This window comes from Mesorhizobium sp. C372A (genome assembly GCF_030323245.1).
Taxonomy (GTDB): domain Bacteria; phylum Pseudomonadota; class Alphaproteobacteria; order Rhizobiales; family Rhizobiaceae; genus Mesorhizobium.
Genome location: NZ_CP100475.1, coordinates 3403564 through 3429284, shown reverse-complemented (window position 1 = coordinate 3429284; position 25721 = coordinate 3403564). Strand labels below are relative to the sequence as shown.

The following is a 25721-nucleotide window of genomic DNA, read 5'->3' as shown; positions in this document are numbered from 1 at the left end:
CATCTCAACCGGAGTCCACGATGACGCATATCCCTGACATCACGCGACCGCCCAAAGACCTCATTGACGCCCTGAGGGAAATCGGCGCCGCGACGGTCGCCGGCACGCTTGGCCATATGGGTTTCCGCAATCCTCACATGGTCGGTCCGGTGGCGCAGAACCATGGGAAGTCGATCGTCGGGCCGGCGCTGACGCTGCAGTTCCTGCCGCAGCGGCCGGACCTCTTCAGCGAGGGAGAATACGCCGACCCGGAAACGCAACTGCACCGGCACGTGCTCTATCACGCGCAGGAAGGCGATGTGGTCGTCGTCGACGCGCGCGGTGACATGAGCTCGGGCGTCTTCGGCGATATGATGTCGACCTATTTCAAGGGCAGAGGCGGCGCGGGCATCGTCATCGACGGCTGCATGCGCGACCGGCCCAATGTCGAGAAGCTCGATCTGCCCCTATGGCTGCGCGGCTGGACGCCCAACTACCATGTGCAAACCAGCATCTATCCGAACGCCGTCAACGTTCCGATCGCCTGCGGCGGTGTCACGGTGATCCCGGGCGACATCATAGTGGCGGACGACGACGGGGCGGTTGTGCTTCCCGTCGCAATGGCCGCAAAGGTGATCGAGGAATCCCAGAAGCATCACGATTGGGAAGAGTTCTCGCGAGAGAAGCTCATGCAGGGCGCACCGCTGCAGCGCTACTATCCGCTGCATGACGATGCCCGCGGCGAATATGAGGAGTGGCGCAAAGCCAGTCGTCCGGCGGATTGACGCAGGCATTCAAGACGATCCATATGTGCGGTGAAATTCGATGTGCCCCCCGGCAGACTACTGGGGAGCCGTCTCAGCCGGGACCGCGCCGCCGACGAACGTCCCGATCAAGAAAGGCGCTTTCGTCTGGCGAGGCGGCGGCTCCGACACGGAAGGCGAACGACGTGACCCGCGTCGCATTGATGTCGATACCGCACCGAAAGCTCAGATGGTACCATGTCGTTGCCGTGCGGAAAGCGGTGTCTGGGGCGTCAAGAACATTGCCGGCCTTGAGCGGAATGCTTGGGATCAGTTGGGGAGAATAAGAGGCGTCGTTCAACTCTTGCTCAAGAACGCTGGCGCAAAGTCTGGCGGCCCGTTGATCGCGAGGCACGTCGGCCATCGAGTTCGTTGCGAACACATCACCGGTAGCGCCTTGCGAAAAGAGTTTGCGAACGCCCGGAAGGCCCGAATATGGCCGCGGTGTAGCCGAGGCCACGTCGATGGAGTTTGGCTCTTCGGTGATTCCGCGTCCTGACTTCGTAGCCTTTGCGGGGCGGCGTTTCGGCACGTTTTCGGGTCTGGTCCGAGGCGCCTGAGCCGACGCGGGAAGCTCGATCTCACCGTCGTCCCCATGGGCAGCCAAAGGCATTGCGGCCGCGGATGCCTCTTTGACAGCGGGTGGGGTCGCAGCCTCCTGTTTGTCCGCTTCCGGCTTCTCATTAATCTTGGCTGACTCTGCCGGCTCTCCGGCGTCTGGCGCTGAGGCGGGTTTACTCTCCGCATTCTTTGGCGCGACAGCCGACTGTGGCTCGTTATCCTTGGGCGGCGATGGCGCATTGTCTTGAGCGCTGCCTCCATCCAAGGACTTTTTGGGGCCAGTGTCTTTGTCGCCGAACTGAAAAACAGGCCTCAGGACCTCGATTGGCGGCAGCTTTTCCGGTGCCTGCTTTTCAACCTTCTGCTCCGAAGGATTTCCGGGTGGCGGTGGCGGCGGCGCGGGAGCGGGTTTCGGTTTTGGCTGTTCGGGCGGCGGCACGAGCGCGACGTTCACCGCTTGCTCCTCCTGCGGCTGCTGGGCAGGAACGGGCAGGCCATAGACCAGGAATGCGGTGATGAGCGCATGCAGGACCAGCGATGCGGGCAAGGCCCACAGCAAAGTCCGACGCCGCTCGGATTTCTCGGTCTTCATCCCTCACGATGTGGAGCGAAACTGCGGCGGCATCAAGCGTGGCAACCGTATTGGCGCATTCAGCCGCAGCTCAACAGTGAGGAAACGACGCCTGATTGCTTCTCGCCGCCGGCTCCATTCTCTGCATGCCCGCCTCCAATCTCAGCGTCGCAGGCTGGCGTCGCGGGCACGCTCGCGGAGCTCTTCGCGACAAAGGCCCGCATCCGCCAATATGCTGTCTGGAAGCCGCCTCAAGCTCGCAAGCGTCTGGCGATAGGCAAGCCAGCGGGCGAAACGGTGTCGAAGTTCATGCAACATGATCGTCTCCTTGGCGAGCGGGATACCCACGTTCTTGGATTGGTCGAAAACGCAAAGCAATCGTGCAAAGCGTATGCACGATCGAACGGATTGCGCTGACTGCCTGGCCAACCGAGGTGCCTGTCATTGTCCCACCAGGGCAGGAATTTCCAGCGCCTCCAACGGCTGCATACTTGCGCGTGATGGCCGCTTCGCGCTACAGCCACGGTCGCAAGGAGTTTTTCATTTCTGCAAAATGGATATTGGCTGGGACGATCTGAGGTTGTTTCTCGACGTTGCGCGGCTGGGTGGCCTGAGCGCGGCGACGGCAACCACGCGCCTCAGCGCAGCCACACTCGGACGACGCGTCACCGCGCTCGAAAAGCAGATCGGCGAAGCGCTGTTCGTACGTCAGCAGACCGGCTACCGGCTAACCCCGGTCGGTGAAGAACTGCTGCGGCGCGCCGAAGACGTCGAAGCAGCAATGCAGTCGCTAACCCGCTGGCGCGAGGGAAACCTGCCCGACCGCATTGTCCGCGTCTCGGCCGGGCCATGGACCTCGGCCTTCGTTTCCACCCATATCGGCGAAATCTGGACCGTCGATGACGGCATCAGGGTGGAACTCGTCACCACCACCGACCGGGTCGACATCGGTCGCCGCGCCGCCGATATCGGCATCCGCAGCGAGCGCCCGACCGAACAGTGGCTGGCCGGCCGTCAGAGCGGCAAGGTCGCGTATGCCATCTATTCCGGACGCCACCTGATCAACGGCATCGCCGCCGGGTTGTTCGTCGGCGTCACCGGCGAAGGGGCAAACATTGCCTCGGCGCGCTGGCTGCAAGCCCATCACGGCGATCGCATCGCCGTGCGCGGCAACAACACCCATTCAGTGCGCGAATTGGTGGCCGCAGGCGCCGGCCTTTCGATCTTTCCGTGCTTCGTCGGTGACAGCGATCCGCGGCTGGTTCGCGTCGCTCATCCTATCCCAGAACTCGAAACCGACCAGTGGATCGTCACCCACCATGAGGAACGCCACTCCCCGCCGGTACGAAAGATTGCCGACCGGATTGCCGCTCTGATGCGGGCCCATCAGCCGCTGTTTCGCGGCAAGATGCCGATCCGCTAAGCGTCAGGCGTCGATCGGCCGCCAGATTCTCAAGGTTCTGGCGCGTGAGGCGGGCGCGTGAAGCTTGGAGGGGTTGGATCCCGGAGATTGTGGATTTTCGCTGGCCAGAATCCGAGCCGATTCCGGAAGATTGAACTGGAGACCCGTTCAAAAGGTCGGCTCATTCAGGCGCATATGGTACAAGTCCCACATCTTGTCTTGCCGCAAAGTTCACCCTCTGATTCCCTGTGCCAAGGCGATAGAACGTGATTCTTGCACCTGGCGTGTTCAAGCGGCGCGTTCCGGGAACTTTTTTGTCGATCAATTCCAAGGAGACAAGACGATGAGCACCGCGGCAAGGCCCGTCATCTCGGAAATGCGGCCGAAGATAACCGTTATTGGTGTCGGCGGTGGCGGCGGCAACGCGGTCAACAACATGATTGCCGAAAATCTGCAGGGTGCGGAGTTCATCGTCGCCAACACCGATGCCCAGGCACTGACCATGTCGAAAGCATCGCGGCTGATCCAGCTGGGTGCCCATGTCACGGAAGGCCTGGGCGCCGGGTCGCTGCCGGCGGTCGGCCGCGCGGCAGCCGAGGAATCGATCGACGAGATCAGGGACCACCTAGCGGGAACCCATATGTGCTTCGTGACCGCCGGCATGGGAGGCGGAACTGGAACCGGTGCCGCGCCCGTCATAGCGAACGCTGCACGGGCAGCCGGCATCCTGACGGTGGCGGTCGTCACCAAGCCGTTCACCTTCGAAGGGAAGCGCCGCATGCAAGCCGCCGAAGAGGGCATCGAGCAGCTTCGCGAATGCGCCGATACCGTGATCGTTATTCCGAACCAGAACCTCTTCAGGATCGCCGACGCAAAGACGACTTTCGCGGACGCCTTCGCCATGGCTGATCGCGTCCTTTATTCCGGCGTCGGCTGCATAACCGATCTCATCGTCAAGGAGGGGCTGATCAATCTCGACTTCGCCGACGTGAAGTCGGTGATGCGCGACATGGGCCGCGCAATGATGGGTACCGGGGAAGCCACGGGCGAGGACCGCGCCAGGAAGGCCGCCGAAGCGGCGATAGCAAACCCACTTCTCGACGAAGCCTCGATGATCGGCGCCAAGGGCGTCCTGGTCTCGATCTCGGGCGGCATGGACATGACGCTGTTCGAAGTCGATGAGGCCGCCACCCGCATCCGCGAGGAGGTCGACGCCGACGCCGACATCATCGTCGGCGCCATATTCGACCGGGCACTCGCCGGAAAATTCAGGGTCTCAGTCGTCGCGACAGGATTGCGGCAGGGCCTGGAGATACCGCAGTAGGCAGGATCCGGGCTGCTGATTTATGAGTCTGGTGGACCGTGGTCATGGGCTTCGCCACCGAAAAGTCGGCCCGCAAGCCCGCACCATTGAACTTGCCGGTGAATTTGCGTTGCCGGCCTAGGGACCGAATTCGTTTCGAGGCCGCTGCCACGAATGCGCGAACTCGCATCAGCGCCGCCGCGGAACCGCCCCCAACTGCAACCGCCGCGAATGCGCTTCGACCCGGATCCCCAACAGGAGGCCATACGGATTGACCACGGCAGACATTTCGCCTGCGATATGGCCAGTATCTGCTGACCACATGATCGGCCCTTTCTGATCGCTGATGCGGGCTCGCTGGATATGGCACAATAAAACCGGCATGGGTCAGGCGTCGGGAGCATCCAGTGGCGGCCAGCCTCGCAAGCACTATATCGAAGAAAAACTCAGGTCGACCCGACAGGAGCATACTCCATGGCTGACACGCCGACACCCGATGCTTCGTTTCTCGCGGCCCTGACGACAGAGCATTTCGTGCAGCAGACAGCGATCAGCACGTCCATAAGTGAAATGGCGTCGCGAACGACCATCTACATTATGTCTCTGTCGAGCGCTCTGGTGGCAACGGGCTTTGTTACGCAGTCCTCCGAGTTCTTCCTGCCGTTTGTCGCGGTTGTGCTGCCATCGGTCTTTTTACTGGGTGCCTTTACCGTCTTGAGGTTGGTCGACATCGCCGCTGAGAACATGCAGGCCCATATCGGCATTGCCCGGATCAGAGCCTACTATCGAACTTTGGGCGACGAGGCTGCCTTCCAGTTTTCCAAGGAATTCGGTCGCTGGCCCGAAAATGACGCCGAACCTTCTCTTCGTACTGGGCCTCTCCTGGCGTACCTGACCACCGCAGCGACTATGATCGCATTCATAAATGCCATCGTCGCTGCGGCGGGCGTTACTCTGCTTGCGTTTCGTGTCGGTGCAGAACTATTGCTCGCGCTGTGTCTTGGTGCTGGAACAGCAATCGGCTTGATGACGATTTTCTATTTATACCAGCGCCTTCGGACGAAAGGCATGGTCCGCATTGCCAAACCCTATGGTTCTGAAAAAAGCGTGCTTTGAGCGGGTAATGAATGTGGTGTTTGTCTGAACGCCGCCGGCATGGCAATTCCGATCTCATTGACGACCAATGCTCCACGCCCCTCGCAGGCTGTTCGCAATGGCGAGCCCTTTCGGGATCGAGATATTTGCGCAAACTTTTTTGCCCGGCATGCGTTGTTCGTTCTCCGAGCACAGGAGAAAGCCATGCAGACTAAGTCGCAGACTTCAGCCGAAGCCGCCAAGCAACGCCATATCCAGCGTGGTATCGACGCCAAAGACGAGACGAAGAGCAATGGCAAAATGCAACACGCGATGCAAGCCGGCGCTCGCAAATATCCCGAGCCACCTTTTCCCGAGCAGCATCAACCCAAACCGGGGCATGAATGGGCGATCGAGCCCGCTCCGCTCTACGATGCGCCTTACTACCTCGGATCGAAAAAACTCGATGACAAGGTAGCGCTTATCACGGGTGGTGATTCCGGCATCGGCCGTTCGGTGGCAGTCTTGTTCGCCCGCGAGGGCGCCGACATTGCGATCGTATACTTGAGTGAAGACAGGGACGCCGAAGCGACCAAAAACGCCGTCGAAAAGGAAGGCCGGCGTTGCATACTGATAAAAGCCGATGTCAGTGAATGCGAGCATTGCCGCAACGCCGTGGCGCTGACGGTCGAAAAATTCGGCAGGATCGACGTGCTGGTCAACAACGCCGCTTTCCAAATCCATTCCAGTGACTTCAACGACCTGACCGAGGAACATTTCGACACGACGCTGAAGACCAATCTTTACGGCTATTTTCATATGGCGCAGGAGAGCGTGCCGCACATGGAGCCGGGCTCCGCGATCATCAATACCGGTTCGGTGACCGGCATCGACGGTTCCAAGCAACTGGTTGACTATTCGATGACCAAGGGCGGCATTCATGCCTTCACGCGAGCGCTTTCGGGCAATCTGATCGGCAAGGGCATCCGGGTAAACGCGGTCGCGCCAGGTCCGGTGTGGACGCCGCTCAACCCTTCGGACAAGGAAGCCGACGACGTCTCGAAATTCGGCGCGGATACGCCGATGAAACGGCCAGCGCAACCGGAAGAACTTGCCCCGGCTTACGTGTTCCTCGCCTCGTCGCATTGCTCGAGTTACATCACGGGAGAGATCCTGCCGGTGGTCGGTGGCTACTGAGGTCGCGGAACGTATTTCATTGCATTGGGCTACCGAGTAGACGGCACGCGACGACGTCGTCTCCAGGGAGACGCTTGCCGTGCTCGGTCGCTTCAAGAAACGCGTGATCGGTGCCGTGGGCCGCCGCTGCACGGCACCCGCCACGGCTCCGGAGCAATAGCGCTCCGCGTTGGTCGAAATCCTCGCCCGCGTTTTCAGTTTTCTGAATTTCCGCTTGGAACTCTCCCGCCGGCATCCCGTTCAAACATCATTGAGCCAGGAGAACGACCATGCCACGAGGCGACAAATCGAAATACAGTGACAAACAGGAACGCAAAGCCGACCACATTGCCGCAGGCTATGAGAAGCGCGGTGTTTCCGAGAAGGAATCCGAGCGCCGGGCATGGGCGACCGTCAACAAGGACGATGGCGGCGGCAAGAAAGAAGGCGGCTCGGGTCGTGGTAAACACACCGGACACCCCGCGGCCCACAAGGGTGGGAAAAGCGGCGGCAAGGCATCGGCTTCACGGTCAGCCGCAAGCCGATCGGAATCGGCAAAGAAGGCAGCGGCAACACGCAAGCGGAATGCCGAGCACCATGCCCATTAACTGCCCCGCAACAGGTTCGGAACGCCATGAAACCCAAGCTCGCTGACCGCCTTCGCAACCGACAAGAGCATCGCCGACAAGAACATCGGCAGTGCCTCTTTGACTGCGATCGGAGCGTTCGGCGCCGCCTTGATCGATCTTGATGCGTGAGGTTGGCAAGCGCCTACCCGGCTCCTTGGCCATCAAGGGCGGATGTCTCTGTGGCAGGATCCGATTCAGCGCCGGGATCGAACCGAGGGTTCACTACTGCCACTGCGATATGTGCAGACGAGCGACCGGCAGCGCGTTTGCAGTTCTTGCCTGGATGCCCTGCCAAAGCCTGAGCTGGAATTCCGGAACGCCAACATATCGAAGGTCTTCGCCGATCGCGCAAAGAGGCTTCTGCCCAGAATGCGGGTCGCCGCTCAGCCTTTGCTACGACGCGTCGCCAACCGAGATCGCGCTGAACGTCGGTACCTTCGATGATCCGGCTCACCTGGTGCCTCGGTACAACTACGGTTCAGCGCAGCGCCTTGGTTGGGTGTGCTGCGGAATAGACCTACCGGACCGCGACACCGAGGAGCGCTGGTAGCGCCGCGAACGACCCAGATTGCCGATCAGGAATGCGGCCCTTGTCGCCGTGCCCCGAAAGTGCGGTCTCGATCTGCCCGGCCTGCCGACGTCGCCAGACCGTCGACAATCCCTAAGCGCTAGCCGGTTTTGATCCTTTGGGGGGCCGCATTCTCTATCGCGAAGAAAATCGCTTCGAACAGATCCTCGTCGCGGAAGGGCTTGCCGAGCAAGGGCACGTCGGCTGGCCGATCGGCAATCTCCCGGGCATCGGCATAGCCCGTGATCATGACCGCTGGCCAGTCCGAGCGCAAATTGCGCGCGAAGCGGATTACGTCGACGCCGGATACGAGTGGCATGGCGAAGTCGGTGATAATGACGTCGAACTTGTCGGGAGTGCGCTCCATCATGGCCAGCGCCTCCGCCCCTCCTCCCGCGCAGGTCACCTCGAAACCGCGCTGGCGAAGGGACTCGGCGGTCAATTGCCGCAAAACATGGCTGTCGTCGATCAGGAGGATTGATGGGTGCTCCATTCCGGCATCGGCGAACGCTCGTTCAATGTCGGGTTCCACCGCAGGATCCACCGGCTGTTCGGTCGAACGTGGCAGCCAGAGTTGCATGGTAGTTCCGCGGTTGACGACGCTTTCTATGCGAAGTGTCCCACCTGACTGCTTCATGAAGCCGTAGACCGTGCTGAGACCGAGGCCCGTTCCCTTACCGACCGGCTTGGTGGTGAAGAACGGTTCGACGACCTTGGCGACAAGATCGGGTGGTATGCCGGATCCGGTGTCCTTGACGGCGATCATGACATAGTCGCCCGGCGGAATATCCTCTGTTGGCGTCCCGATCGATCGATTCTGCGCATGCACGGTTATTGGCCCGCCAGAGGGCATGGCGTCACGCGCGTTGAAAACCAGATTCATCAAGGCCAATTCAAGTTGGCCTGCATCGACATGCACCGGCCAGATCGTGTCATCGATCTGCCAGTCGAAACGGATCAACCCCCCCAGCACGGGCGCCACCAATCCGTTCATCGTGTCGCCCAGCGCAGCAAGGCGCACCGCTTCCGGCTTCAGGGTCTGGCGCCGCGAGAATGCCAGCATTCGCGCGACAAGGTCAGCGCCTTGTCTTGCAGAACGCCGCGTCAGGTCGAGTACCTGTTGCGCCTGATCATCCAACGTAGCCCGGCGTTCAAGCAGCCCTAACCCACTGAGAATTGCGGCGAGCAGGTTGTTGAAATCATGCGCCAGGCCGCCGGTTAGCTTGCCGATAGCGTCGATGCGCTGGGATTGAAGCAGCTGATCCTCAAGACCGCGCCGCTCGGTGATGTCAAGCAATGTGCCGATGATTTCCGGTTCACGGCCATCTAAGCCGTCCGACATCACCCCCTGGTCGAGAAAAATGCGATACTCGCCATTGGCGCATTGCCAGCGGAACTCGCACGTATAGGAGCCGGTGGTTTTTGCCGCCAGCAGCGCTTCCCTCAATCGCGGCAGGTCGTCCGGATGAACGCGGCTGAGACCGAACTCTGGATCCGATGTCAGGTATTCAGGCGCAAAGCCGGTCAAGCGCTCGACGCCCTCCGTAACAAAGCGCGCCGCAAAGGGCGGCTCGGCTGCCCGAGCATGAAAGCAGACCGGCAACGAATTCAGGATGGCGTCCTGCCGTTGCTCGGCGCTGCGCAGCGCGCGTTCGGCCTGAAGCTTGTCCTTGTGCGCCTGCAACGCCTGCGCCAATAGTCCCTGCTCGACCTCCGCCTTGCGCTGGATCTCGAGCGTCTTCTCGTGGAGTTCGACGAAAACCGCGACTTTCGAACGCAGCATGATCGGATCGAATGGCTTGAACACATAGTCGACTGCGCCGGCGTCGTAGCCGCGCAGCATATGCGCATCCTCCTTGTTGATGGCGGTCAAGAAGATGATTGGGGTGCGCTTGGATTGCTCGCGCTGGCGGATAAGTGCGGCCGTTTCATACCCGTCCAACCCTGGCATGAGGACATCCAGGAGAATGACGGCGAACTCCTCTTTCAGCAGAAAGCGCAGAGCCTCTTCGCCCGATTGGGCGCAGATGACCTCTCCGATAGTCGCGAGCACTTCGCTGATCGCCAGCAGATTGCGCTCATCGTCGTCCACCGCCAGGATGCGGGCTCTTGCCGGCCCTTCGGCAAGAGCTGCCACCTCAAGTTTCCTTACCCTGTTTCTTGCCAGCTTTTGCATCGAACGGCCGTCAGTTCGCTGCCAGGAGAATTTTTTCCGGGCTCTCGACACGGGATCGGGCACGCCCGATCCAGACACGAAGCAGCGCCAGCAGGAGATCCAGGTCGACGGGTTTGGCGATGTAGTCGGAAGCCCCGGCATCCAGACATTTTTGCCGATCCCCCTTCATCGCCTTTGCGGTGACGGAAATCAGCGGGATATGAGCAATCGCCGGTGTGCCGCGAATCCGCCGCATCGTCTCGTAGCCGTCCATCTCCGGCATCATGATATCGATCAATGCCACGTCGACATCGGGCGTCTGTTCAAGAAGCGCGATGCCATCACGGCCCCGCTCGGCATGCAGAACCTGTATGTCATAGGTCTCCAGAACACTCGTGAGCGAATAGATGTTACGAATGTCGTCGTCGACGATGAGAACTTTCGCCCCGGCGAGATCGGACTTGCCGTTGTGTTCAGTTCCTGCCCAGGCCTCTTGGCGACCTTCTCCCGGCAGCGTTGCCGAAATATGCAGCGCCAATTGAGCGAAGTTCTCCGCCCGCGGTGCTTCTGCCAAGGCCGGGTTCAATGCCAGTACCTGTTCAAGCGCGTCCGGGTGAGGTGTAAAGAACAGCAGCTGCGGCAAGGCTTCGCCGAATTGGCCGGTGATCTCGTCCAGCGCCTTTGCGTTGTCCTTGGCGGAGCGTCCAAAGCCGAGCACGACGGCATCATAGAAGGCGAGGCCAACGTCTTCTGCATTTGCCGCAACACGACCGATCGCGGTGACCGACGTTACGCCGTCGCGGATTGCCTCGACCAGAGCCAGACGCCGCTCCGGGTCAGGGTCCACGACCAGAACGCGGCGCTGAACGCGGAGCTTCTTCGAGTGGATATCCTGAAACACCTTCATCAGCTCGTCCGAGGAAACGGGCTTGGTGGAAATGCTGGACGCCCCCTTGCGTGCGAGACTGTCGATGTCTTCGGCACCCGAGATGACATGGATAGGAATTCCCCTCGTCTTCTGGTCATGCCGCAGCAGATCGAAAAGCACCCAGCCATCGATATCCGAAAGTCCGAGATCAAGTGTGATTGCGTCGGGAACGAGCTTGCGGGCCAATGCCAGCGTGCCGGAACCTGCAGTCGACAGAACGCCTTTCAGCCCGGCCGACCGGGCGAGGCCAAGCAGCAACCCGCCAAAGGTCGGATCGTCTTCGACGATCAACACGATCCGATCGGTGGGTAGGATTGAATCGCGGTCGTCGATCAGCTCTGCCGAGGGCGGACTGCTGAGCAGAGCTGTCGCAGCAACCGCCTCCGCCGCCGGAGCCAAGGTCGACTGTACTGTCGTCACGCGGGGGCCGTCGAACGGGATGATGAGGGTAAATGTCGACCCCTTGCCCGGCGTGCTTTCGACCCGCAATTCGCCGCCAAGCAAGCGAGCGATCTCGCGGCTGATCGAGAGCCCAAGGCCGGTGCCGCCATACTTGCGGCTGGTGGTGCCGTCGGCCTGCTGGAAGGCCTCGAAAATCAGCTTCTGTTTGTCTTCTGGAATGCCAATGCCGGTGTCGGTGACGGCGATCGCGAGAGCCTTCACCGGCTGCGTCGCGCCATTGCGGCGGCCGGCCTTTTCAACCCGGAAGTTCAGGCTGACCTCGCCTTCCGAGGTGAATTTGAATGCGTTGGAAAGCAGGTTGAGGACAATCTGCTGCAAGCGTTTCTCATCTGTGCGGACCGTGTCGGGAAGCGCCGGATCGACCTTGATGGTGAAGCCAAGTCCCTTGTCGGCTGCCAGCTGACGAAAAGTTCGTTCCATATGCTGGCGAAGATGCGTCACCGGCATATCGTTGATGTCGATGGAAACAGTGCCCGACTCGATCTTCGACAGATCGAGGATATCGTTGATGAGGCTGAGAAGATCGGTTCCTGCCGAATTGATGGTGCGGGCGAACTCTACCTGTTTTTCGTTGAGGTTGCCGTGCTGGTTGGTCGCCAGCAGGTTTGACAAAATGAGCAGCGAATTGAGCGGCGTGCGCAGTTCGTGGCTCATATTGGCCAGGAATTCGGATTTGTATTTCGACGTGAGCGCCAGTTGCTCGGCTTTTTCCTCCAGCGCGCGTCGCGCCATCTCGATTTCGAGATTCTTGTTTTCGACCTGCTTCTTTTCGTTCTCGAGCAGCTGCGCCTTTTCCTGCAGCTCCTCGTTTGTCGCATGCAGCTCTTCCTGCTTTTTTGTCAGCTCGGTTTGACGCGCTTGCAATTCCGACGTCAGCAGTTGCGACTGCTTGAGCAGGCCCTCCGTGCGCATCGTCGCAGCGATGGTGTTGAGAACGATGCCGACGGATTCCATGAGCTGGTTGAGGAACGACTGGTGTGTGTCACGAAACTCGCCGAACGAGGCGAGCTCGATGACGGCTTTGACTTCATCCTCGAACAGGGCAGGCAGGATGATGACATTGGCTGGCGAGGCGCTGCCAAGACCAGATGTGACCCGAAGGAATTCTGGCGGCACATTGTCCAGCATGATGGCGCGCTTGTCGGCGGCACTTTGCCCAACCAGGCCCTCTCGCAGATCAAGCCGCTGCTTGATGGCAGCCTTGCTCTCGGCGCCATAGGAAGCCGCCAGCTCAAGATAGGATTCCTCCTCGTCGCGATTGGTGACGTAGAACACCCCATACTGGGCGTTCACCAGAGGAGCGAGTTCGGACATGATGAGCCGCGAGACGGTGGCAAGGTCGCGCTCGCCTTGCAGCATGCGCGAAAACCGGGCGAGATTGGTCTTCAACCAGTCCTGCTCGGCATTCTTCAGCGTCTGATCCTTCAGATTGCGGATCATTTCGTTGATGTTGTCTTTCAGCGCGGCGACCTCGCCGGAGGCTTCGACGCTGATCGAACGGGTAAGATCGCCCTTGGTCACCGCCGTCGAAACCTCGGCGATGGCACGCACCTGGGTGGTCAGATTGGCAGCGAGTTGATTGACATTGTCGGTCAGGTCGCGCCAGAGGCCGGCGGCACCTGGCACACGCGCCTGACCACCGAGCTTACCCTCGATGCCCACCTCACGGGCGACGTTGGTCACCTGGTCGGCAAAGGTGGCAAGCGTCTCGATCATGCCGTTGATGGTGTCGGCCAGCAGGGCGATCTCTCCCTTCGCGTCGACCGTCAGTTTGCGCCTGAGATTGCCTTGCGCGACCGCCGTCACGACATCGGCGATGCCGCGCACCTGATTGGTCAAGTTCGTCGCCATCAGGTTGACGTTGTCGGTCAGGTCCTTCCAGGTACCGGCAACACCTTCGACGCGCGCCTGGCCACCAAGCTTGCCCTCGGTGCCAACCTCACGCGCGACTCGGGTGACCTCGCCGGCGAAGGAGTTCAACTGGTCCACCATGGTGTTGATGGTCGACTTGAGCTCCAGGATTTCGCCCTTCACATCGACGGTGATCTTCTTCGACAGGTCGCCGCGCGCCACGGCGGTCGTGACTTCGGCGATGTTGCGCACCTGGCCGGTCAGATTCTCGGCCATCGAGTTCACATTGTCTGTGAGATCCTTCCACGTGCCGGCAACGCCGCGCACCTGCGCCTGGCCTCCCAACTTGCCTTCCGTGCCGACCTCGCGTGCCACGCGCGTGACTTCCGAAGCGAAGGAATTAAGCTGGTCCACCATTGTGTTGATGGTGTCCTTCAGCTCCAGGATCTCGCCGCGGACATCGACGGTGATCTTCTTCGAAAGGTCCCCGAGCGCCACGGCGGTGGTTACCTCGGCGATGTTGCGCACCTGGCCGGTCAGGTTGGCCGCCATGGCGTTGACGTTTTCTGTGAGATCCTTCCACGTGCCGCCGATGCCGCGCACCTGGGCCTGGCCGCCGAGCTTGCCATCGGAGCCGACCTCGCGCGCCACACGTGTCACTTCCGAAGCGAAGGAATTGAGCTGGTCGACCATCGTGTTGATGACGTCCTTGATCTGCAAGATCTCGCCCAGCGCGTCGACGGTGATCTTCTGGGTCAAGTCGCCGGTCGCAATGGCCGTTGCCACCTTCGACACGTCACGCAACTGCACCGTCAAATTGCCGGCCATGGCGTTGACGTTGTCGGTCAGATCCTTCCAGGTGCCACCGACGCCTTCGACATGCGCCTGGCCACCAAGCTTGCCTTCCGATCCCACTTCGCGGGCCACACGCGTGACCTCAGAGGCGAAGGAGTTCAGTTGGTCGACCATCGTGTTGACGGTGTCCTTGAGCTCCAGGATCTCGCCTTTGACGTCGACGGTGATCTTCTTCGACAGGTCGCCGCGCGCCACGGCGGTGGTGACTTCTGCGATGTTTCGAACCTGGCCAGTCAGGTTGGCGGCCATGAGATTGACGTTGTCGGTCAAATCCTTCCATGTGCCGCCGACGCCCCTCACCTCTGCCTGGCCGCCCAGCTTGCCTTCGGTGCCGACCTCGCGTGCCACGCGCGTCACTTCCGAGGCAAAGGAGTTCAGTTGGTCGACCATCGTGTTGATGGTGTCCTTGAGTTCCAGGATTTCGCCTTGCACGGCGACCGTGATCTTCTTGGACAGATCGCCCGACGCGACCGCCGTGGTCACCTCGGCGATATTGCGCACCTGACCGGTCAGGTTCTCGGCCATCGAGTTGACGTTGTCGGTGAGGTCCTTCCAGGTGCCGGCGACGCCGCGCACCTGCGCCTGGCCGCCAAGCTTGCCTTCGGTGCCAACCTCGCGTGCCACGCGCGTGACCTCGCCTGCGAATGAATTCAGCTGGTCCACCATCGTGTTTATCGTGGATTTCAGCTCGAGAATCTCGCCCTTCACGTCCACCGTAATCTTCTTCGACAGGTCGCCCAAAGCCACCGCGGTCGTCACTTCGGCGATGTTGCGCACCTGGCCAGTCAGGTTCTCGGCCATGGAATTCACATTGTCGGTCAGATCCTTCCACGTACCACCAACACCCTCAACGCGCGCCTGGCCGCCAAGCTTGCCTTCAGTGCCGACCTCGCGCGCCACGCGCGTCACTTCCGAAGCGAAGGAATTAAGCTGGTCCACCATCGTGTTGATGGTGTTCTTCAGTTCTAGGATTTCGCCCTTGACATCGACTGTGATCTTCTTCGACAGGTCGCCCGACGCGACTGCGGTCGTAACCTCCGCGATGTTGCGCACTTGCCCGGTCAGGTTCGTGGCCATCGCGTTGACGTTGTCGGTCAGATCTTTCCACGTGCCGGCGACGCCCTTGACCCGGGCCTGGCCGCCGAGCTTGCCTTCCGTACCGACCTCGCGCGCCACGCGCGTCACCTCGGAGGCGAAAGAGGCCAACTGGCCGACCATGGTGTTGACGATCTTGCCGATGCGCAGGAATTCGCCGCGCAGCGGTCGGCCGTCAATTTCGACCATCATGGTCTGCGACAGGTCACCCTTGGCGACGGCGCCGATAACGCGCGCAACCTCAGCCGTTGGCTGAACCATGTCTTCGATGAGATCATTGACTGAACGGACACTGGATTCCCAACTGCCGGTGGCATTGCGAACCCGGCCGCGCTCGCCTATCCGCCCTTCCTTGCCGACGACCCGGCTCAAGCGCTCGAACTCGCGCGTCACTTGGTCGTTGAGGTCAGCGATCTCATTGAAAGTCTCAGCTATCTCGGAATCGAGGCCTTCATAAACATTGTCGATGCGGACGGAGAAATCGCCGCGCCGGAAGGCTTTCAGAGAATTCAGGATGCTTCGACGGTCCAATTGCTTCTTGGATGCCTGCACGGTCACAGCGCCACTCCCAGCCCTATGGATTTATACGGATAAAGTTGCCCCCGCGGCCAATGGTGGATCGCGCCGCAAGACCCCAAACGCGGCATCTTCAATTTTGTTCCATCGTGCCGTGAATTCCAGGCCGACGGTTGCGCCTTGGTTTGAACGCCGGATTTTCATGATGCGGTTGTGGATTTATCGTGCTTCAGCCGACCACGACACGTCATAGCCGTTTGCCATTGCCAGAGAGGCGGAATTGCGTTGCGCAACTCGGAAGGCGAGGCAGCCACCCGGTGGTCGAAGCTCACGGCAATTTTCTTGCCGGACATGGCATGGACCATAAGCCCGACCAATTCCTCGTCGTCGCAGCGACACTCAGGAAACCTTGCGCGGATTTCATCGACCGCAAACGCCGTCGAGATAATGTCGTCAGCGCGATAGCCAGAGATCACCGCGTAGACTGCGCTATAGGTTTCAAGGTCAATGACTTCTGTTTTCAGCACATCATCCTCCCTGCGGAAGGCCGACGGCAGAGGCGCCGGATGTCTCGCAAAGATTGCTAGATGCCGGCATCGAGTCTTCGGCGCTGTATCCTGTTCATTCTATGACGGTTGGCCGCGCTGTCGATAGCTCTGCAAGGCTTTGTACGCTTCCAGACACTGATTCACGCGAGCGACCAGATCAGGCAATCGTGCCGTTCATATACGTTTTCCGGTTCACTGTAGTGCCGTCCGCCAACTGAAACAGTCCACCCGACCAGAATGACGATTGTCGGCCCATTCACTTTAAGCCCCCCAGGTCAGCGAGTGAGTTGTGGCCAACACTCCAACACCTCCGCCATGCTGGCCGCCTCAATCTGCTCACTGAAGCGGGAATGGTAGACTTCCATCAGTGCGTCATGGGTCTGGTCGGCAGAGCTGCAGATGGCATCGGTGACGAGAATGACGCGGAAGCCACGATCGATGGCGCCAAGCACGGTCGCGAGAACGCAAACGTCGGTTTCGCCACCGGTGATCACGAGCGCACGCACGCCGGAGCCACTCAGCAGCGCGTCGAGCCGCCCCTCGGTCCAGGGCGAATAGACGTGTTTGTCGACCACCGTCGCCGGCGGTACAAATCGTGCAAGTTGAGGCATCAGCTCGATCAGGCGCGGATCGATGTTGGAAAGGGTTACCTCCGCCCACCGACGATAGTAGTTTGCCCACATTCCCGGCGCCTCGCCCGGGCGGGCGGCAGGAATGAAGCGCGTGAACAGGGTACGGCTGGCATGTCTGGCGACCAGTTCTTCGATCGCCGGGACCACCTTTTCAGCCCACCGCACGGGCCAAGGTCCACCCGGCGCAAACAGGCGCTGCATGTCGACGCACAGATGCAGGCCATCGTCGCCTATTGGTCCGTGAATCAATCCTTGGGCGGCCACTGGTGGATTCCGTCGGGTTTGGGTTACTGGCCTGCCTGCCGCGCTGCATCGGCCTCAGCCACATCAACAGTATAAAGCAATTCACCGTTTTCGTTGGATACCCTCACAAGCCAGCCGGACAGAGCGTCCGTGCCAGGCTGCAGGTCGGCGAGAAGATCGATTGCGCAGCGGATAGCTTCGGACCGGGCCGCCTCAAGGCTCGCCATCCTCGACGGCGGTATGCGTCGGCTGGTTTCGCCATCGCGATACTCAAAGACATATACGTCGCCGGCGCCGTCGCTTGCAGAGGTTATCTCGACCTGGTCGAAATTGCCGTTGCTGCTCGCGTCATATTCATTGGCTGCGAGATCAAAGGTCGCTGTCTGGACCAGGATTGCCTTTGCGCGGGCAAGCACGTCATCTTCAGCTTGTATCCCGACGTTTGCCATGTCCACCGTAACGCAGTCGCCGCCCTCGCCGCAAAATATCACCCGGCGAACCGACTGCCCGTCTGGCGCCCTGGCATTCACCACTTCGGTCCGAACGACTTGCATGACACTCTCCTGCCTGTCTGACAATGTTCATGGTGCGCTTTCGGTTCCTGCGGATGCAGGCGCCGGCCCGGCAACTTAACGGCTTGCGCCGCCGCCAAAGGCCATTCCGAACCCAAGGCCAACAATGAAGAGGCCGGCGATCCGCTGCTGCCAAAGCCGCACACGAGGGCGCTTCAGGATCCAGGCGCCTATGCTGCCGGAGGCCACGGCATAGGTCCCCAACACCAACACGCCCGTCATTTTCTGAGTTGCTCCCAGCAGCAACAGTTGAAGCGTCACGGAACTCCCATGCGGATCAACGAACTGAGGCAGGAACGCTACCATAAACGTGATGGGCCACGGATTGAACAGATTGGCAATCATGCCTTCCCGTGCCGCGGCGACGGCCTTGATCGGGGCCGTATCCGGCCGGGCCTGTGTTTCCGGCTTCGTGAAGACCAGCCCTAGCCCGAGCCATACGAGATACGCCGCCCCAAGCCATTGCAGTGCTCCAAAAGCTAGTGGGGAGGTTCGCACGAGAGACGAAACACCGAACGCTATGAGAGGAAGCTGAACCATGCCGGCGCCGGCCGTCATCCCCAATACCGTGAACAGCGCAACCCTGCGTCCCTGCCCTATGCCGCGCGCCGTCACCAGCATGCTATCCGGCCCGGGCGGCATCTGCAGCAGGACGACCGTTCCCACGAATGCTATCCAGTGGGCGGGATCGATGACTTGTTCCTCTCAACAATGATGCTCTTGTTGGACTTGGAGCGGCGATATAGCCGGTCAACGCGAAGCTGCGGCGCCGAGGCCGTTGCGCAGAAGTAGCTCATGTCTGGTTCAGAATTAACTGCAGAGCCGCGACCGCCTTGCTCCACGATCATCTCGGCAATGTACTCCTTGAGGTCCCCGACTTCGTCCTGAATGTCCTCGGGGGCGATGCCTTCCTCGTCTGCATCCGCGATGCATTGGCTTGCGAGTTCCTCTGCGGCATCGACGCCCTTCCGCATGAGAGCAGGCTTTTCGATCACATGCTCCTCAATCCATACTCCGACGAAATGGACTGTACGATTTACGATGAGGTCAGCGTCTTCCGAGAGCTGCGCCTCGGTTTTCAAATCGTCCCTCGTCGACACTTTCATGGAACTCACCTCGGCAAATGGGCTCACTTCCAACGCCGACAGGTTGCCAAAAGATGCACCGTGCCGATGAAAATCGCTGTCGAGACCGACAGGATTTCCCCCCACCGGACATTCACGGTGCACCGAGCCCCCGCCGCAGGAACAATTCGAACGGAAACGCGTTGCCCTAGCTGGAAACGGGATAAGCGCAAAATGGCCGCGCCACGTGCTGCCTGGAAGGGCTTCTTGAAGGTTGGTTCGGTTACCTGCGGCGTGAAGATTGTCGGCGCAACCAGCGAAGCATCCAAGATCCATTTCAAGATTTTGAACCGCAAGGACGGTCTGCCGGTCAGGAGCGTCTACGCCGACGAGGAGACCGGAAAGCTGGTGGATGCAGCGGATCAGGTGAAGGGTTTCGAGATCGAAAAGGACGAATTTCTCCAGATCGAACCTGACGACATAAAGGCGTTGAAGCTGACGTCGAAGCACACGCTCGAAGTCGGCGAATTCGTATCGATTGACGATATCGATACGCGCTATCTCGAGAAGCCCTACTATCTGATCCCGGCCGACGGCGCCGCAATCGAAGCATACGGAGTGATCCGCGATGCCATGAAGAACAAGGGCGTGGCCGCTCGATCCTGCGTGGTGCTCTACCAGCGCGGCCGCGAAGTGCTGATTCAGCCCTATGGCAAGGGGATGGTGATGACCGAGCTTCGCAACCACAATGAAATGGTTTCGGAAAGCACTGTGTTCGATGGATTGGCCAAGCAGAAATACGACCCCGATCTGCTCGAAATCGCCGGCATGCTTATTGACAAAAAAGTGACGACCTTCGATCCCTCGAAATTTGAAGACACCTATGAAGACGCGCTGATCGCCATGATCGATGCAAAGCGCAAAGGCAAGAAGCTGCCGAAGCCCGCACCAAGGCCACAGGAGAATGTCATCAACCTCGCTGAGGTGCTGAAGAAGAGCCTCAAACAGGAAGGGCTGGCGAGATCCACAAAGAGAGCCTCACCGAAACGCAAGACAGCATAGTTGATAACTGCCCAGCCAGAAGGTCCGCACAGCAGCTCCAGCCGCCCTTAATCGCTCGGAACAATTCTCGCGGTTGCCCGTTGGCCACCAAGGACGATGCCTTTATGGCCGAGATCAAGAACGTCGACAGGGCAGTCCTCAAAGAGCCAGAGGCAGCCGATGCCAACATTGCGCTCAAAGGAGCCGGAACGCAGGACTCTGATCGGGCGCCGACAAGCCCCAGGACCGCTGGCCATCGGTAAAAATACATGGGGTGTGAAAAGACCCTTTCGCCTCCAGACGCGGCGACGCGCGACCGGTGGCGGGCCGAACCCCACGCCCAAGCGAAACCCGGAGAATAGATGTGCCCCCCAAACCAGAGCCAACCGAAGAGCCGCCAGTGGATGCGCCGACTTGGACGCCGGACATACGCGAGCCTGAGCCGGATCTTCTTCCCGACGAAGTGCCAGTTCCTAATCCGGACGAGAACCGTGATCCGCCAAAGCGAGGCGTGGTGACAGACTGAACAACGAGTTTGGTCCGGCATCCTCCTGCAAAGGCGTTTATCTCGCCGCCGGGTTCAAGATCGCCAGTGAAATGCGACTGGATTTGGCTGCGCCGAATGCTTGACGGATTTGGTCTCGATGGTGTGGACCTGTCGACGCCTCGCCAATCCTCATTTTCCAAGTATCTGTTCGAACGTGCATTGCTTCGGGCTTTTGTCAGGACGCCATCGCAGAAATTTGGTGCCATGACGGAAACGATCGCCGGTGACATGATCGAACCGCACCTCCGCCACCAGTTCGGGCCGCAATGGCTCCCATTGTCCGCTTCTTTCCGTGCTCCACCGACTGGGACCGCCCGGCGCTTTTCCCGTGAAGCCAGGAGCCGATCGCAAAGCTTCAAGTTGTCGCGTAAGCTTGGCCCTGTCCTCCCGGGCGATCGTCGAAGTGAACCCGACATGGTCGAGTTGCCCCTGGTCGTACAGGCCAAGCAACAGGGAGCCGACTTCACGCGAATTCGCCAGGTAGCGGAACCCTCCGACGACACAATCGGCCGTGCGCAGGCGCTTGACTTTGACCATGGCGCGCTCGCCGGGTCGATATTCGTCATCGAGAAGCTTGGCAACGACCCCGTCGGTCGAACCTTGTCCGGATTGGCCAAGCCATCTGCCTGCCGCCGCCAAATCACGCGTCGCCCGAGACAGTTCGAGATCCTTTCGCGCGGCCGACTTTACGAACAGTTCGAGTGCAGCGCGCCGAACCGAGAGCGGCTGCTGCATCAAGGCGCCCTCGGAGGTCGCCAACATGTCAAAGAGGATCAGCTTTGCCGGCGTCGCGACCGACAGTTTCCGGATCCTGCTTTCCGCCGGATGCAGCCGCATCTGCAAGGCGTCGAAAGAAAGAGAGCCTGCAATTTCGATGACGATCTCACCATCGACCACGAACTCTTTTGTTTTCAGTTCATGCAACATCGCGACGACTTCCGGGAAATACCGCCCTAACGGCTTGCCGGATTTTGCACGCAACTCCACGGCCGCGCCGGCTTTAAAGGCCAGGCAGCGAAACCCGTCCCATTTGGGTTCGTATTGCCATCGGCCAGCATCGGCCGGCAACGTGTCGGCAGCCTTTGCTTCCATCGGCGCCGTGCTCAACGCCACGCCGAAAGACGATTTTACACTCGTCGGCAGATCGCGAGAGATGGCAGATTCGCCCGTCATGAAAGTTCCGTGGACAACGATGGAGATCGACTCAACGCAGCACTGGTGCCGGCTTTGGAAAAAATCATGCTCCAACAGGGTTAGGTCATGATGAGATTTCAACCAATCTCATCATGACCTGGGACGGTCTACTCGGCAGCCTGCATGTTGATCTTGCTTTCCGCCATTTCGGTGAGCTTGCGATCGGTCGCCTGCTCTTCTTTCAGATTCTTGGCCAATACGTTGGCGCAGTCACTGCGGCCAAGCTGCTTGGCCCAGGCGATGAGCGTGCCATATCTGGTCATCTCATAGTGTTCGACCGCCTGCGCCGACGCTATCAGCGCCGCGTCTAGAACCTCCTTGTCGTCGACGTCGCCGCTCACATCGTCGGCTTCCTCCAGAATGCCGTCTATCGCCGGGCAGTTGACCTCCTTGGCCTTGACGCCATGCAATTCGAACACCTGTTCGACGCGCTCGATATGGCCTTTGGTCTGCTCGAGGTGTTTTTCGAATCCGGCCTTCAATTGCGGATCGGTTGCCTTGCCGATCATCTTCGGCAGCGCTTTCTCGATCTGCTTTTCGGCGTAATAGATGTCGCGCAGCGTGTGCACGAAGAGATCGTCGAGTGTCTTGATGTCCTTCGAAAAGAAGCCCATGGCCTTACCTTTCATTGTGCAGAAGTTCGGGTTCGGCGGCGGCTTGCCCGCCACCCGCGGAGGCCGGGAACTCGTCCCGGCTTGCTGGTCAACGCACCGGTGCTGGAGGAGTTCCTGATTCCGAGCCGGCCGTTACTCCTTTTCGAGACGCTGCGGTCCATCTCCGGAGGAGCTTTGACCCGATCACACGTTCGATGGTCCAGCGAGGACCCTCAGGCGCACGCCGGCGCGGAAAAACTGACGGCCAGGAGAGCCGAAACGTGCTGTGCGCCGCAAGCTCTCGCAGGCGATGGCTGCTTCGGCAGATGCAATGCCAGCGTCGGGCGCGCACTATTGTCGGGAGAACTCTTGGTCAAGTATGCGAAGGCCCTCTTCATATTTGGCCGCCGACGCTCCGACCTGCCTCGACTGCCAGATGTTGTCCTCCAGATCGGCGCGTTTTACGGGGAGCGCCACTGGGTTCGACGCAGCCCGCCGGACAAAGGCGAAATACTCCTCATCCGGCCTGCGCGACATGGCATCGACCGCCGCGGTAATTGTAGGTCCGAAGCCTGCTTCTTCGAGCTTGGCGCGGGTCCAGCCTTCGCCTTTCTCAAGAACGTCATGAAGGTAGGCAACAGTCTTCTGATCGATTGTCTCGACGGCGTCGACGACACGGCGGCAATGCTCGATGTAGGGCCGCCCGGTCTTATCGCGCTGCGACGCGTGAACCTCCTCCGCAATCTTTGCCGCCTGGTAGAAAATGCTCATCGCGCCTGTCGTTACCGTGATTGTCTCTGCCTGATGAAACCTATTCGACGATATGTGGCGTGTGTCGCTTGTCCTCGGCAGGGTCGACATCGATACGGGCCTTTTCCGGATCGAAAGCGCCGTGACCTGCAATAGCCAGAGCAGCCGCATCGGGCGTTTCGTAGGCCCACATGAAATCGTCGGAAGAACTGCCGACGGCGTGGACACGCCAGTAGCTTGCGGTGCCTTTAAGCGGGCACCGGGTGGTGGTGTCGGTCTTTTCGAAAAGATCGAAATAGATGTCCTCGAAGGGGATATAGAAAACGGGCTCGTGCCCGTCTTCACGCAGGACCTTCGCCCGCTCCGTAGCTGCGACGATGGCGTCGGAAAACCGCACCGTCACCGTGCCGGAAAACGGTTCTATGGCCAATCGGCCAAGGTGGTGTTGTGAAGTTGCGCCTGAAGTTTGCATCTGAATTTCTCCCTGGCGATTACCGCAAGATGCCTGGAGACGAAATGCGCGGCGGCGCTTCAGGTTCCGGCATGTCCGATGAAGCTGAATGGCGGGCCGGACTTAAAGCGCCTACCGCTTGCCGTATCCAGCAGTTCTCGTTGGTAAGGCGCGGTGAAATGCTCGTCCAGCCCATTCGAAGACTTTGGAAGGACGACACGGTCGTCGCTTCCGTTGAGCGTCAGGGCTGGCACCGAAATGATCTTCGCCGCTACTTGCCGGCGGGCGAGTTCGTGGCTGGAGATGCTCCAGCTGTTTGGCCGTCGTCAGCTGCCGCCTCATGTACGGGCTCCGGGGCGGCCTCAGTTGCTGCCAACTGGGCCGCAAGGTCCCTATAGACCTTGTCCCTGCCGCCATCGTGTTTAGCGATCAGGCCAAGTAGGTCATGACGGCTTAGCTTTGCAATCTTCATTAGGAATTCGAATTCGTGCTTCGGAATCGAGGCTGCTAAGCGATCGAGTTTGGCCCGCCGGGTCTCTTTGGACACATGTGCTCCTATGTATCCAGCCATGCGAGGCACGTACTCGAAGGCCCGCCATTGTCTTGATGGCGGGCCTTCGGGCGGCCGAAGCCGCTAGGTCCATCGGCTACTTGTTGCAATTTTGCACGGTCGAGGTCGTTGCGCCACTTGCAGTGTTGTTATCGATGTCATTGCCTGCGGCGTCCTTGCAACGGTCGGTCATGCCGTTCGATTTTGTAGTCGAGTTTGTGGAATTCGGATCGGTTGGCACGGCCGCATTCCCGCTGCCAGTGCCATTGCCAGCGGCGCCGCCGCTGCCAACAGTTCCAGTACCAGTTCCATTACCCGTGCCAGCCGTGCCGCCAGCACCCGTTCCATTTGTCTGCGCCAAGGCGGAACCGGCCAAGGCAATAGTTATCACCGACGCGGCTAGAATTTTCTTCAACATTGGAGTCTCCGTGTTTGAATCGCCGAATTGCGATCGCTTTCCCAACGACAGGTTTTTCTCATTGTTCCCGGCGTAATGGATTGTGATCCGCAGCAGCCTTCGTCGAGGTGGACACTCTTGACGGCGCACGAATTGTGATAAGACCTGACAAGGGCAGGATGGGCTTTGTTCAACACCAAAGCGATATGTTGGGCGCGGCTGCATGCATCCGACGCGGATCGCGATGCGGAATGTGGGCAAGACGGGTTACAACAGAAGCGGCGATCAGAGCTGCGAGCGAACCGGCCGCCTTGATGTTAATCTGACGGTTGAATCTCAAGACCATTCCGACGCAGGAGCAGAACGCATGCCGGCTCGATCCGAAGGATTTACAATCGCTCTGGCTCACAACGGGGATGCACGAACGCAGGCGGCCGCTGCGCTCTATCGACACAACATCGAACAAACCGGAATCGATGACCGGGCAGTGATCGGCGCGGAGCTTACCGACCCCTCCGGAAAGATCTGGGGTGGAATTTGGGGCAGAACGGAACTGGGGCTCCTGTTTCTCGACATGTTCTTCTTGCCTGAAAAATTGCGTGGCCGATCCTATGGATCACAGCTTCTTATGGCGATCGAGGAGGAAGCCGTTAGGCGTGGATGCAAGAGAGCCGTCGTCGAGACGAGCAGTTTCCAGGCGCCTCAATTTTACCGGCATCATGGGTTTGAGGAATTCGGCAAGGTCGAATTCGTTATTCCAGGACACGCCCGCATCTTCCTTCGCAAGAACCTGCAGTAATCTTTGCGGAGGCGCCATCTGCACGAACGGCTGTTCGCCGGCAAAACGCCGGCGCCTTAGCCCTCCCAGCCGTAGCCATCTACTCCCGAAGGTCCTTTTGCCCTTTCCATCCAGGAAGCTCGGTCATCGGGCATAGTAGCCGCGGTCGCGCCGGATCGGAGATATCGAGTTTATCCCAGGGAATGCGGTACAGGCCGTCGCGGCGGCGCAGCCGAAACAGGTCGAGCATCGCGATGCCGATGGTCGAGGCCGACAGACGCTCGAACGCGGCGTAGATGCCAACGTGGAATTCAGTAACGACGAGCTCGTCGCCACGCTGTTCGGCGAGAATCTCTTCGATGTGACCGATGCTCTTTCCACGCTGCGAGAGCACGCGTCGCCCGGCAAGATGTTCGAGGTTGACTGTCCTCAT

At 60.0% G+C, this 25721-nt stretch carries 23 protein-coding genes; 9 read left to right on the top strand and 14 right to left on the bottom strand.

Translation table 11 applies throughout. The annotated features are described in order from the left end of the window. The first annotated feature begins 20 nt into the window (after positions 1–20). Complete coding sequence (locus NLY42_RS16320; RefSeq protein ID WP_023696299.1) at positions 21–764, top strand: ribonuclease activity regulator RraA; 744 nt, start codon at positions 21–23, stop codon at positions 762–764. 73 nt (positions 765–837) lie between these two features. Here the strand turns inward: NLY42_RS16320 and NLY42_RS16315 are convergent, their stop codons facing one another. Both NLY42_RS16315 and NLY42_RS31820 read right to left on the bottom strand, forming a co-directional pair. Then, complete coding sequence (locus NLY42_RS16315; RefSeq protein WP_023754438.1) at positions 838–1935, bottom strand: DUF930 domain-containing protein; 1098 nt, start codon at positions 1933–1935, stop codon at positions 838–840. A gap of 141 nt (positions 1936–2076) precedes the next feature. Further along, a complete protein-coding gene (locus NLY42_RS31820; protein ID WP_023754439.1) occupies positions 2077–2232 on the bottom strand; it encodes a YjiS-like domain-containing protein in 156 nt (51 codons plus the stop codon). Positions 2233–2467: 235 nt separating this feature from the next. On the opposite strand from NLY42_RS31820, the gene NLY42_RS16310 reads away from it, so the two are divergent. From NLY42_RS16310 to NLY42_RS16285, 6 genes are all read left to right on the top strand, one after another. Continuing rightward, positions 2468–3337, top strand: coding sequence for a LysR family transcriptional regulator (locus tag NLY42_RS16310; RefSeq protein WP_023668092.1), 870 nt, complete (start codon positions 2468–2470; stop codon positions 3335–3337). Positions 3338–3659: 322 nt separating this feature from the next. Further along, positions 3660–4640, top strand: a complete 981-nt coding sequence (gene ftsZ / locus NLY42_RS16305; RefSeq protein WP_023702103.1) for a cell division protein FtsZ — start codon at positions 3660–3662, stop codon at positions 4638–4640. Between the two features lie 453 nt (positions 4641–5093). Next, positions 5094–5735, top strand: a complete 642-nt coding sequence (locus tag NLY42_RS16300; protein ID WP_023702102.1) for a hypothetical protein — start codon at positions 5094–5096, stop codon at positions 5733–5735. 183 nt (positions 5736–5918) lie between these two features. Then, positions 5919–6890 (top strand): SDR family oxidoreductase, encoded by a 972-nt coding sequence (locus NLY42_RS16295; RefSeq protein ID WP_023754440.1) that lies wholly within the window; start codon positions 5919–5921, stop codon positions 6888–6890. Positions 6891–7159: 269 nt separating this feature from the next. Then, the gene (locus NLY42_RS16290) at positions 7160–7477 is read left to right on the top strand and encodes a hypothetical protein (RefSeq protein ID WP_023687854.1); all 318 of its coding nucleotides are present in this window, start codon (positions 7160–7162) and stop codon (positions 7475–7477) included. A gap of 142 nt (positions 7478–7619) precedes the next feature. Next, positions 7620–8048 carry a GFA family protein gene (locus tag NLY42_RS16285; protein WP_084779684.1) on the top strand — a complete coding sequence of 143 codons (429 nt, stop codon included), beginning with the start codon at positions 7620–7622 and terminating at the stop codon, positions 8046–8048. Between the two features lie 118 nt (positions 8049–8166). On the opposite strand, the gene NLY42_RS16280 is transcribed toward NLY42_RS16285, so the two are convergent. From NLY42_RS16280 to NLY42_RS16255, 6 genes are all read right to left on the bottom strand, one after another. Further along, a complete protein-coding gene (locus NLY42_RS16280; RefSeq protein ID WP_245263530.1) occupies positions 8167–10203 on the bottom strand; it encodes a PAS domain-containing hybrid sensor histidine kinase/response regulator in 2037 nt (678 codons plus the stop codon). A gap of 49 nt (positions 10204–10252) precedes the next feature. After that, the gene (locus tag NLY42_RS16275) at positions 10253–15964 is read right to left on the bottom strand and encodes a HAMP domain-containing protein (RefSeq protein WP_027048647.1); all 5712 of its coding nucleotides are present in this window, start codon (positions 15962–15964) and stop codon (positions 10253–10255) included. A gap of 164 nt (positions 15965–16128) precedes the next feature. Further along, positions 16129–16455 (bottom strand): hypothetical protein, encoded by a 327-nt coding sequence (locus NLY42_RS16270; protein ID WP_023754442.1) that lies wholly within the window; start codon positions 16453–16455, stop codon positions 16129–16131. 296 nt (positions 16456–16751) lie between these two features. Next, a complete protein-coding gene (locus NLY42_RS16265; protein ID WP_023754443.1) occupies positions 16752–17372 on the bottom strand; it encodes a cysteine hydrolase family protein in 621 nt (206 codons plus the stop codon). Between the two features lie 23 nt (positions 17373–17395). Beyond that, positions 17396–17881: a DUF6894 family protein gene (locus NLY42_RS16260; RefSeq protein WP_156933725.1), complete on the bottom strand. Its 486-nt coding sequence runs from the start codon at positions 17879–17881 to the stop codon at positions 17396–17398. Between the two features lie 99 nt (positions 17882–17980). Then, a complete protein-coding gene (locus tag NLY42_RS16255; protein WP_245260607.1) occupies positions 17981–18589 on the bottom strand; it encodes a LysE family translocator in 609 nt (202 codons plus the stop codon). 167 nt (positions 18590–18756) lie between these two features. Between NLY42_RS16255 and ku the strand changes: the two genes are divergently transcribed. After that, the gene (ku, locus tag NLY42_RS31815) at positions 18757–20049 is read left to right on the top strand and encodes a non-homologous end joining protein Ku (RefSeq protein WP_306413758.1); all 1293 of its coding nucleotides are present in this window, start codon (positions 18757–18759) and stop codon (positions 20047–20049) included. Between the two features lie 655 nt (positions 20050–20704). On the opposite strand, the gene NLY42_RS16245 is transcribed toward ku, so the two are convergent. The 5 genes from NLY42_RS16245 to NLY42_RS16225 form a co-directional block, all read right to left on the bottom strand. Further along, positions 20705–21748 (bottom strand): ATP-dependent DNA ligase, encoded by a 1044-nt coding sequence (locus NLY42_RS16245; protein ID WP_050591101.1) that lies wholly within the window; start codon positions 21746–21748, stop codon positions 20705–20707. Between the two features lie 128 nt (positions 21749–21876). Beyond that, a complete protein-coding gene (locus tag NLY42_RS16240) occupies positions 21877–22383 on the bottom strand; it encodes a YciE/YciF ferroxidase family protein (protein ID WP_023668075.1) in 507 nt (168 codons plus the stop codon). Between the two features lie 330 nt (positions 22384–22713). Next, on the bottom strand, positions 22714–23133 hold the full coding sequence (locus NLY42_RS16235; protein ID WP_023681173.1) for an HD domain-containing protein: 420 nt from the start codon (positions 23131–23133) through the stop codon (positions 22714–22716). 40 nt (positions 23134–23173) lie between these two features. Beyond that, the gene (locus tag NLY42_RS16230; RefSeq protein WP_023725490.1) at positions 23174–23584 is read right to left on the bottom strand and encodes a DUF427 domain-containing protein; all 411 of its coding nucleotides are present in this window, start codon (positions 23582–23584) and stop codon (positions 23174–23176) included. A 626-nt stretch (positions 23585–24210) separates the two neighbouring features. Then, positions 24211–24531, bottom strand: coding sequence for a hypothetical protein (locus NLY42_RS16225; RefSeq protein ID WP_023807304.1), 321 nt, complete (start codon positions 24529–24531; stop codon positions 24211–24213). Between the two features lie 202 nt (positions 24532–24733). On the opposite strand from NLY42_RS16225, the gene NLY42_RS16220 reads away from it, so the two are divergent. Continuing rightward, positions 24734–25309: a GNAT family N-acetyltransferase gene (locus NLY42_RS16220; RefSeq protein ID WP_023681170.1), complete on the top strand. Its 576-nt coding sequence runs from the start codon at positions 24734–24736 to the stop codon at positions 25307–25309. A 79-nt stretch (positions 25310–25388) separates the two neighbouring features. On the opposite strand, the gene NLY42_RS16215 is transcribed toward NLY42_RS16220, so the two are convergent. Then, entirely contained in the window at positions 25389–25721 is a 333-nt protein-coding gene (locus tag NLY42_RS16215) for a hypothetical protein (RefSeq protein ID WP_023681169.1), read from the bottom strand.

Bases quoted from the DNA above. Each gene is read 5' to 3' on its own strand.
- NLY42_RS16285 (WP_084779684.1), top strand. From the start codon at position 7,620: ATGCGTGAGGTTGGCAAGCGCCTACCCGGCTCCTTGGCCATCAAGGGC.
- ftsZ (WP_023702103.1), top strand. From the start codon at position 3,660: ATGAGCACCGCGGCAAGGCCCGTCATCTCGGAAATGCGGCCGAAGATA.
- NLY42_RS16220 (WP_023681170.1), top strand. From the start codon at position 24,734: ATGCATCCGACGCGGATCGCGATGCGGAATGTGGGCAAGACGGGTTAC.
- NLY42_RS16290 (WP_023687854.1), top strand. From the start codon at position 7,160: ATGCCACGAGGCGACAAATCGAAATACAGTGACAAACAGGAACGCAAA.
- NLY42_RS16240 (WP_023668075.1), bottom strand. From the start codon at position 22,383: ATGGGCTTCTTTTCGAAGGACATCAAGACACTCGACGATCTCTTCGTG.
- NLY42_RS16320 (WP_023696299.1), top strand. From the start codon at position 21: ATGACGCATATCCCTGACATCACGCGACCGCCCAAAGACCTCATTGAC.
- NLY42_RS16230 (WP_023725490.1), bottom strand. From the start codon at position 23,584: ATGCAAACTTCAGGCGCAACTTCACAACACCACCTTGGCCGATTGGCC.
- NLY42_RS16315 (WP_023754438.1), bottom strand. From the start codon at position 1,935: ATGAAGACCGAGAAATCCGAGCGGCGTCGGACTTTGCTGTGGGCCTTG.
- NLY42_RS31820 (WP_023754439.1), bottom strand. From the start codon at position 2,232: ATGTTGCATGAACTTCGACACCGTTTCGCCCGCTGGCTTGCCTATCGC.
- NLY42_RS16295 (WP_023754440.1), top strand. From the start codon at position 5,919: ATGCAGACTAAGTCGCAGACTTCAGCCGAAGCCGCCAAGCAACGCCAT.
- NLY42_RS16245 (WP_050591101.1), bottom strand. From the start codon at position 21,748: ATGACGGGCGAATCTGCCATCTCTCGCGATCTGCCGACGAGTGTAAAA.
- NLY42_RS16300 (WP_023702102.1), top strand. From the start codon at position 5,094: ATGGCTGACACGCCGACACCCGATGCTTCGTTTCTCGCGGCCCTGACG.
- NLY42_RS16215 (WP_023681169.1), bottom strand. From the start codon at position 25,721: ATGAGGACAGTCAACCTCGAACATCTTGCCGGGCGACGCGTGCTCTCG.
- NLY42_RS16310 (WP_023668092.1), top strand. From the start codon at position 2,468: ATGGATATTGGCTGGGACGATCTGAGGTTGTTTCTCGACGTTGCGCGG.
- NLY42_RS16235 (WP_023681173.1), bottom strand. From the start codon at position 23,133: ATGAGCATTTTCTACCAGGCGGCAAAGATTGCGGAGGAGGTTCACGCG.
- NLY42_RS16225 (WP_023807304.1), bottom strand. From the start codon at position 24,531: ATGTTGAAGAAAATTCTAGCCGCGTCGGTGATAACTATTGCCTTGGCC.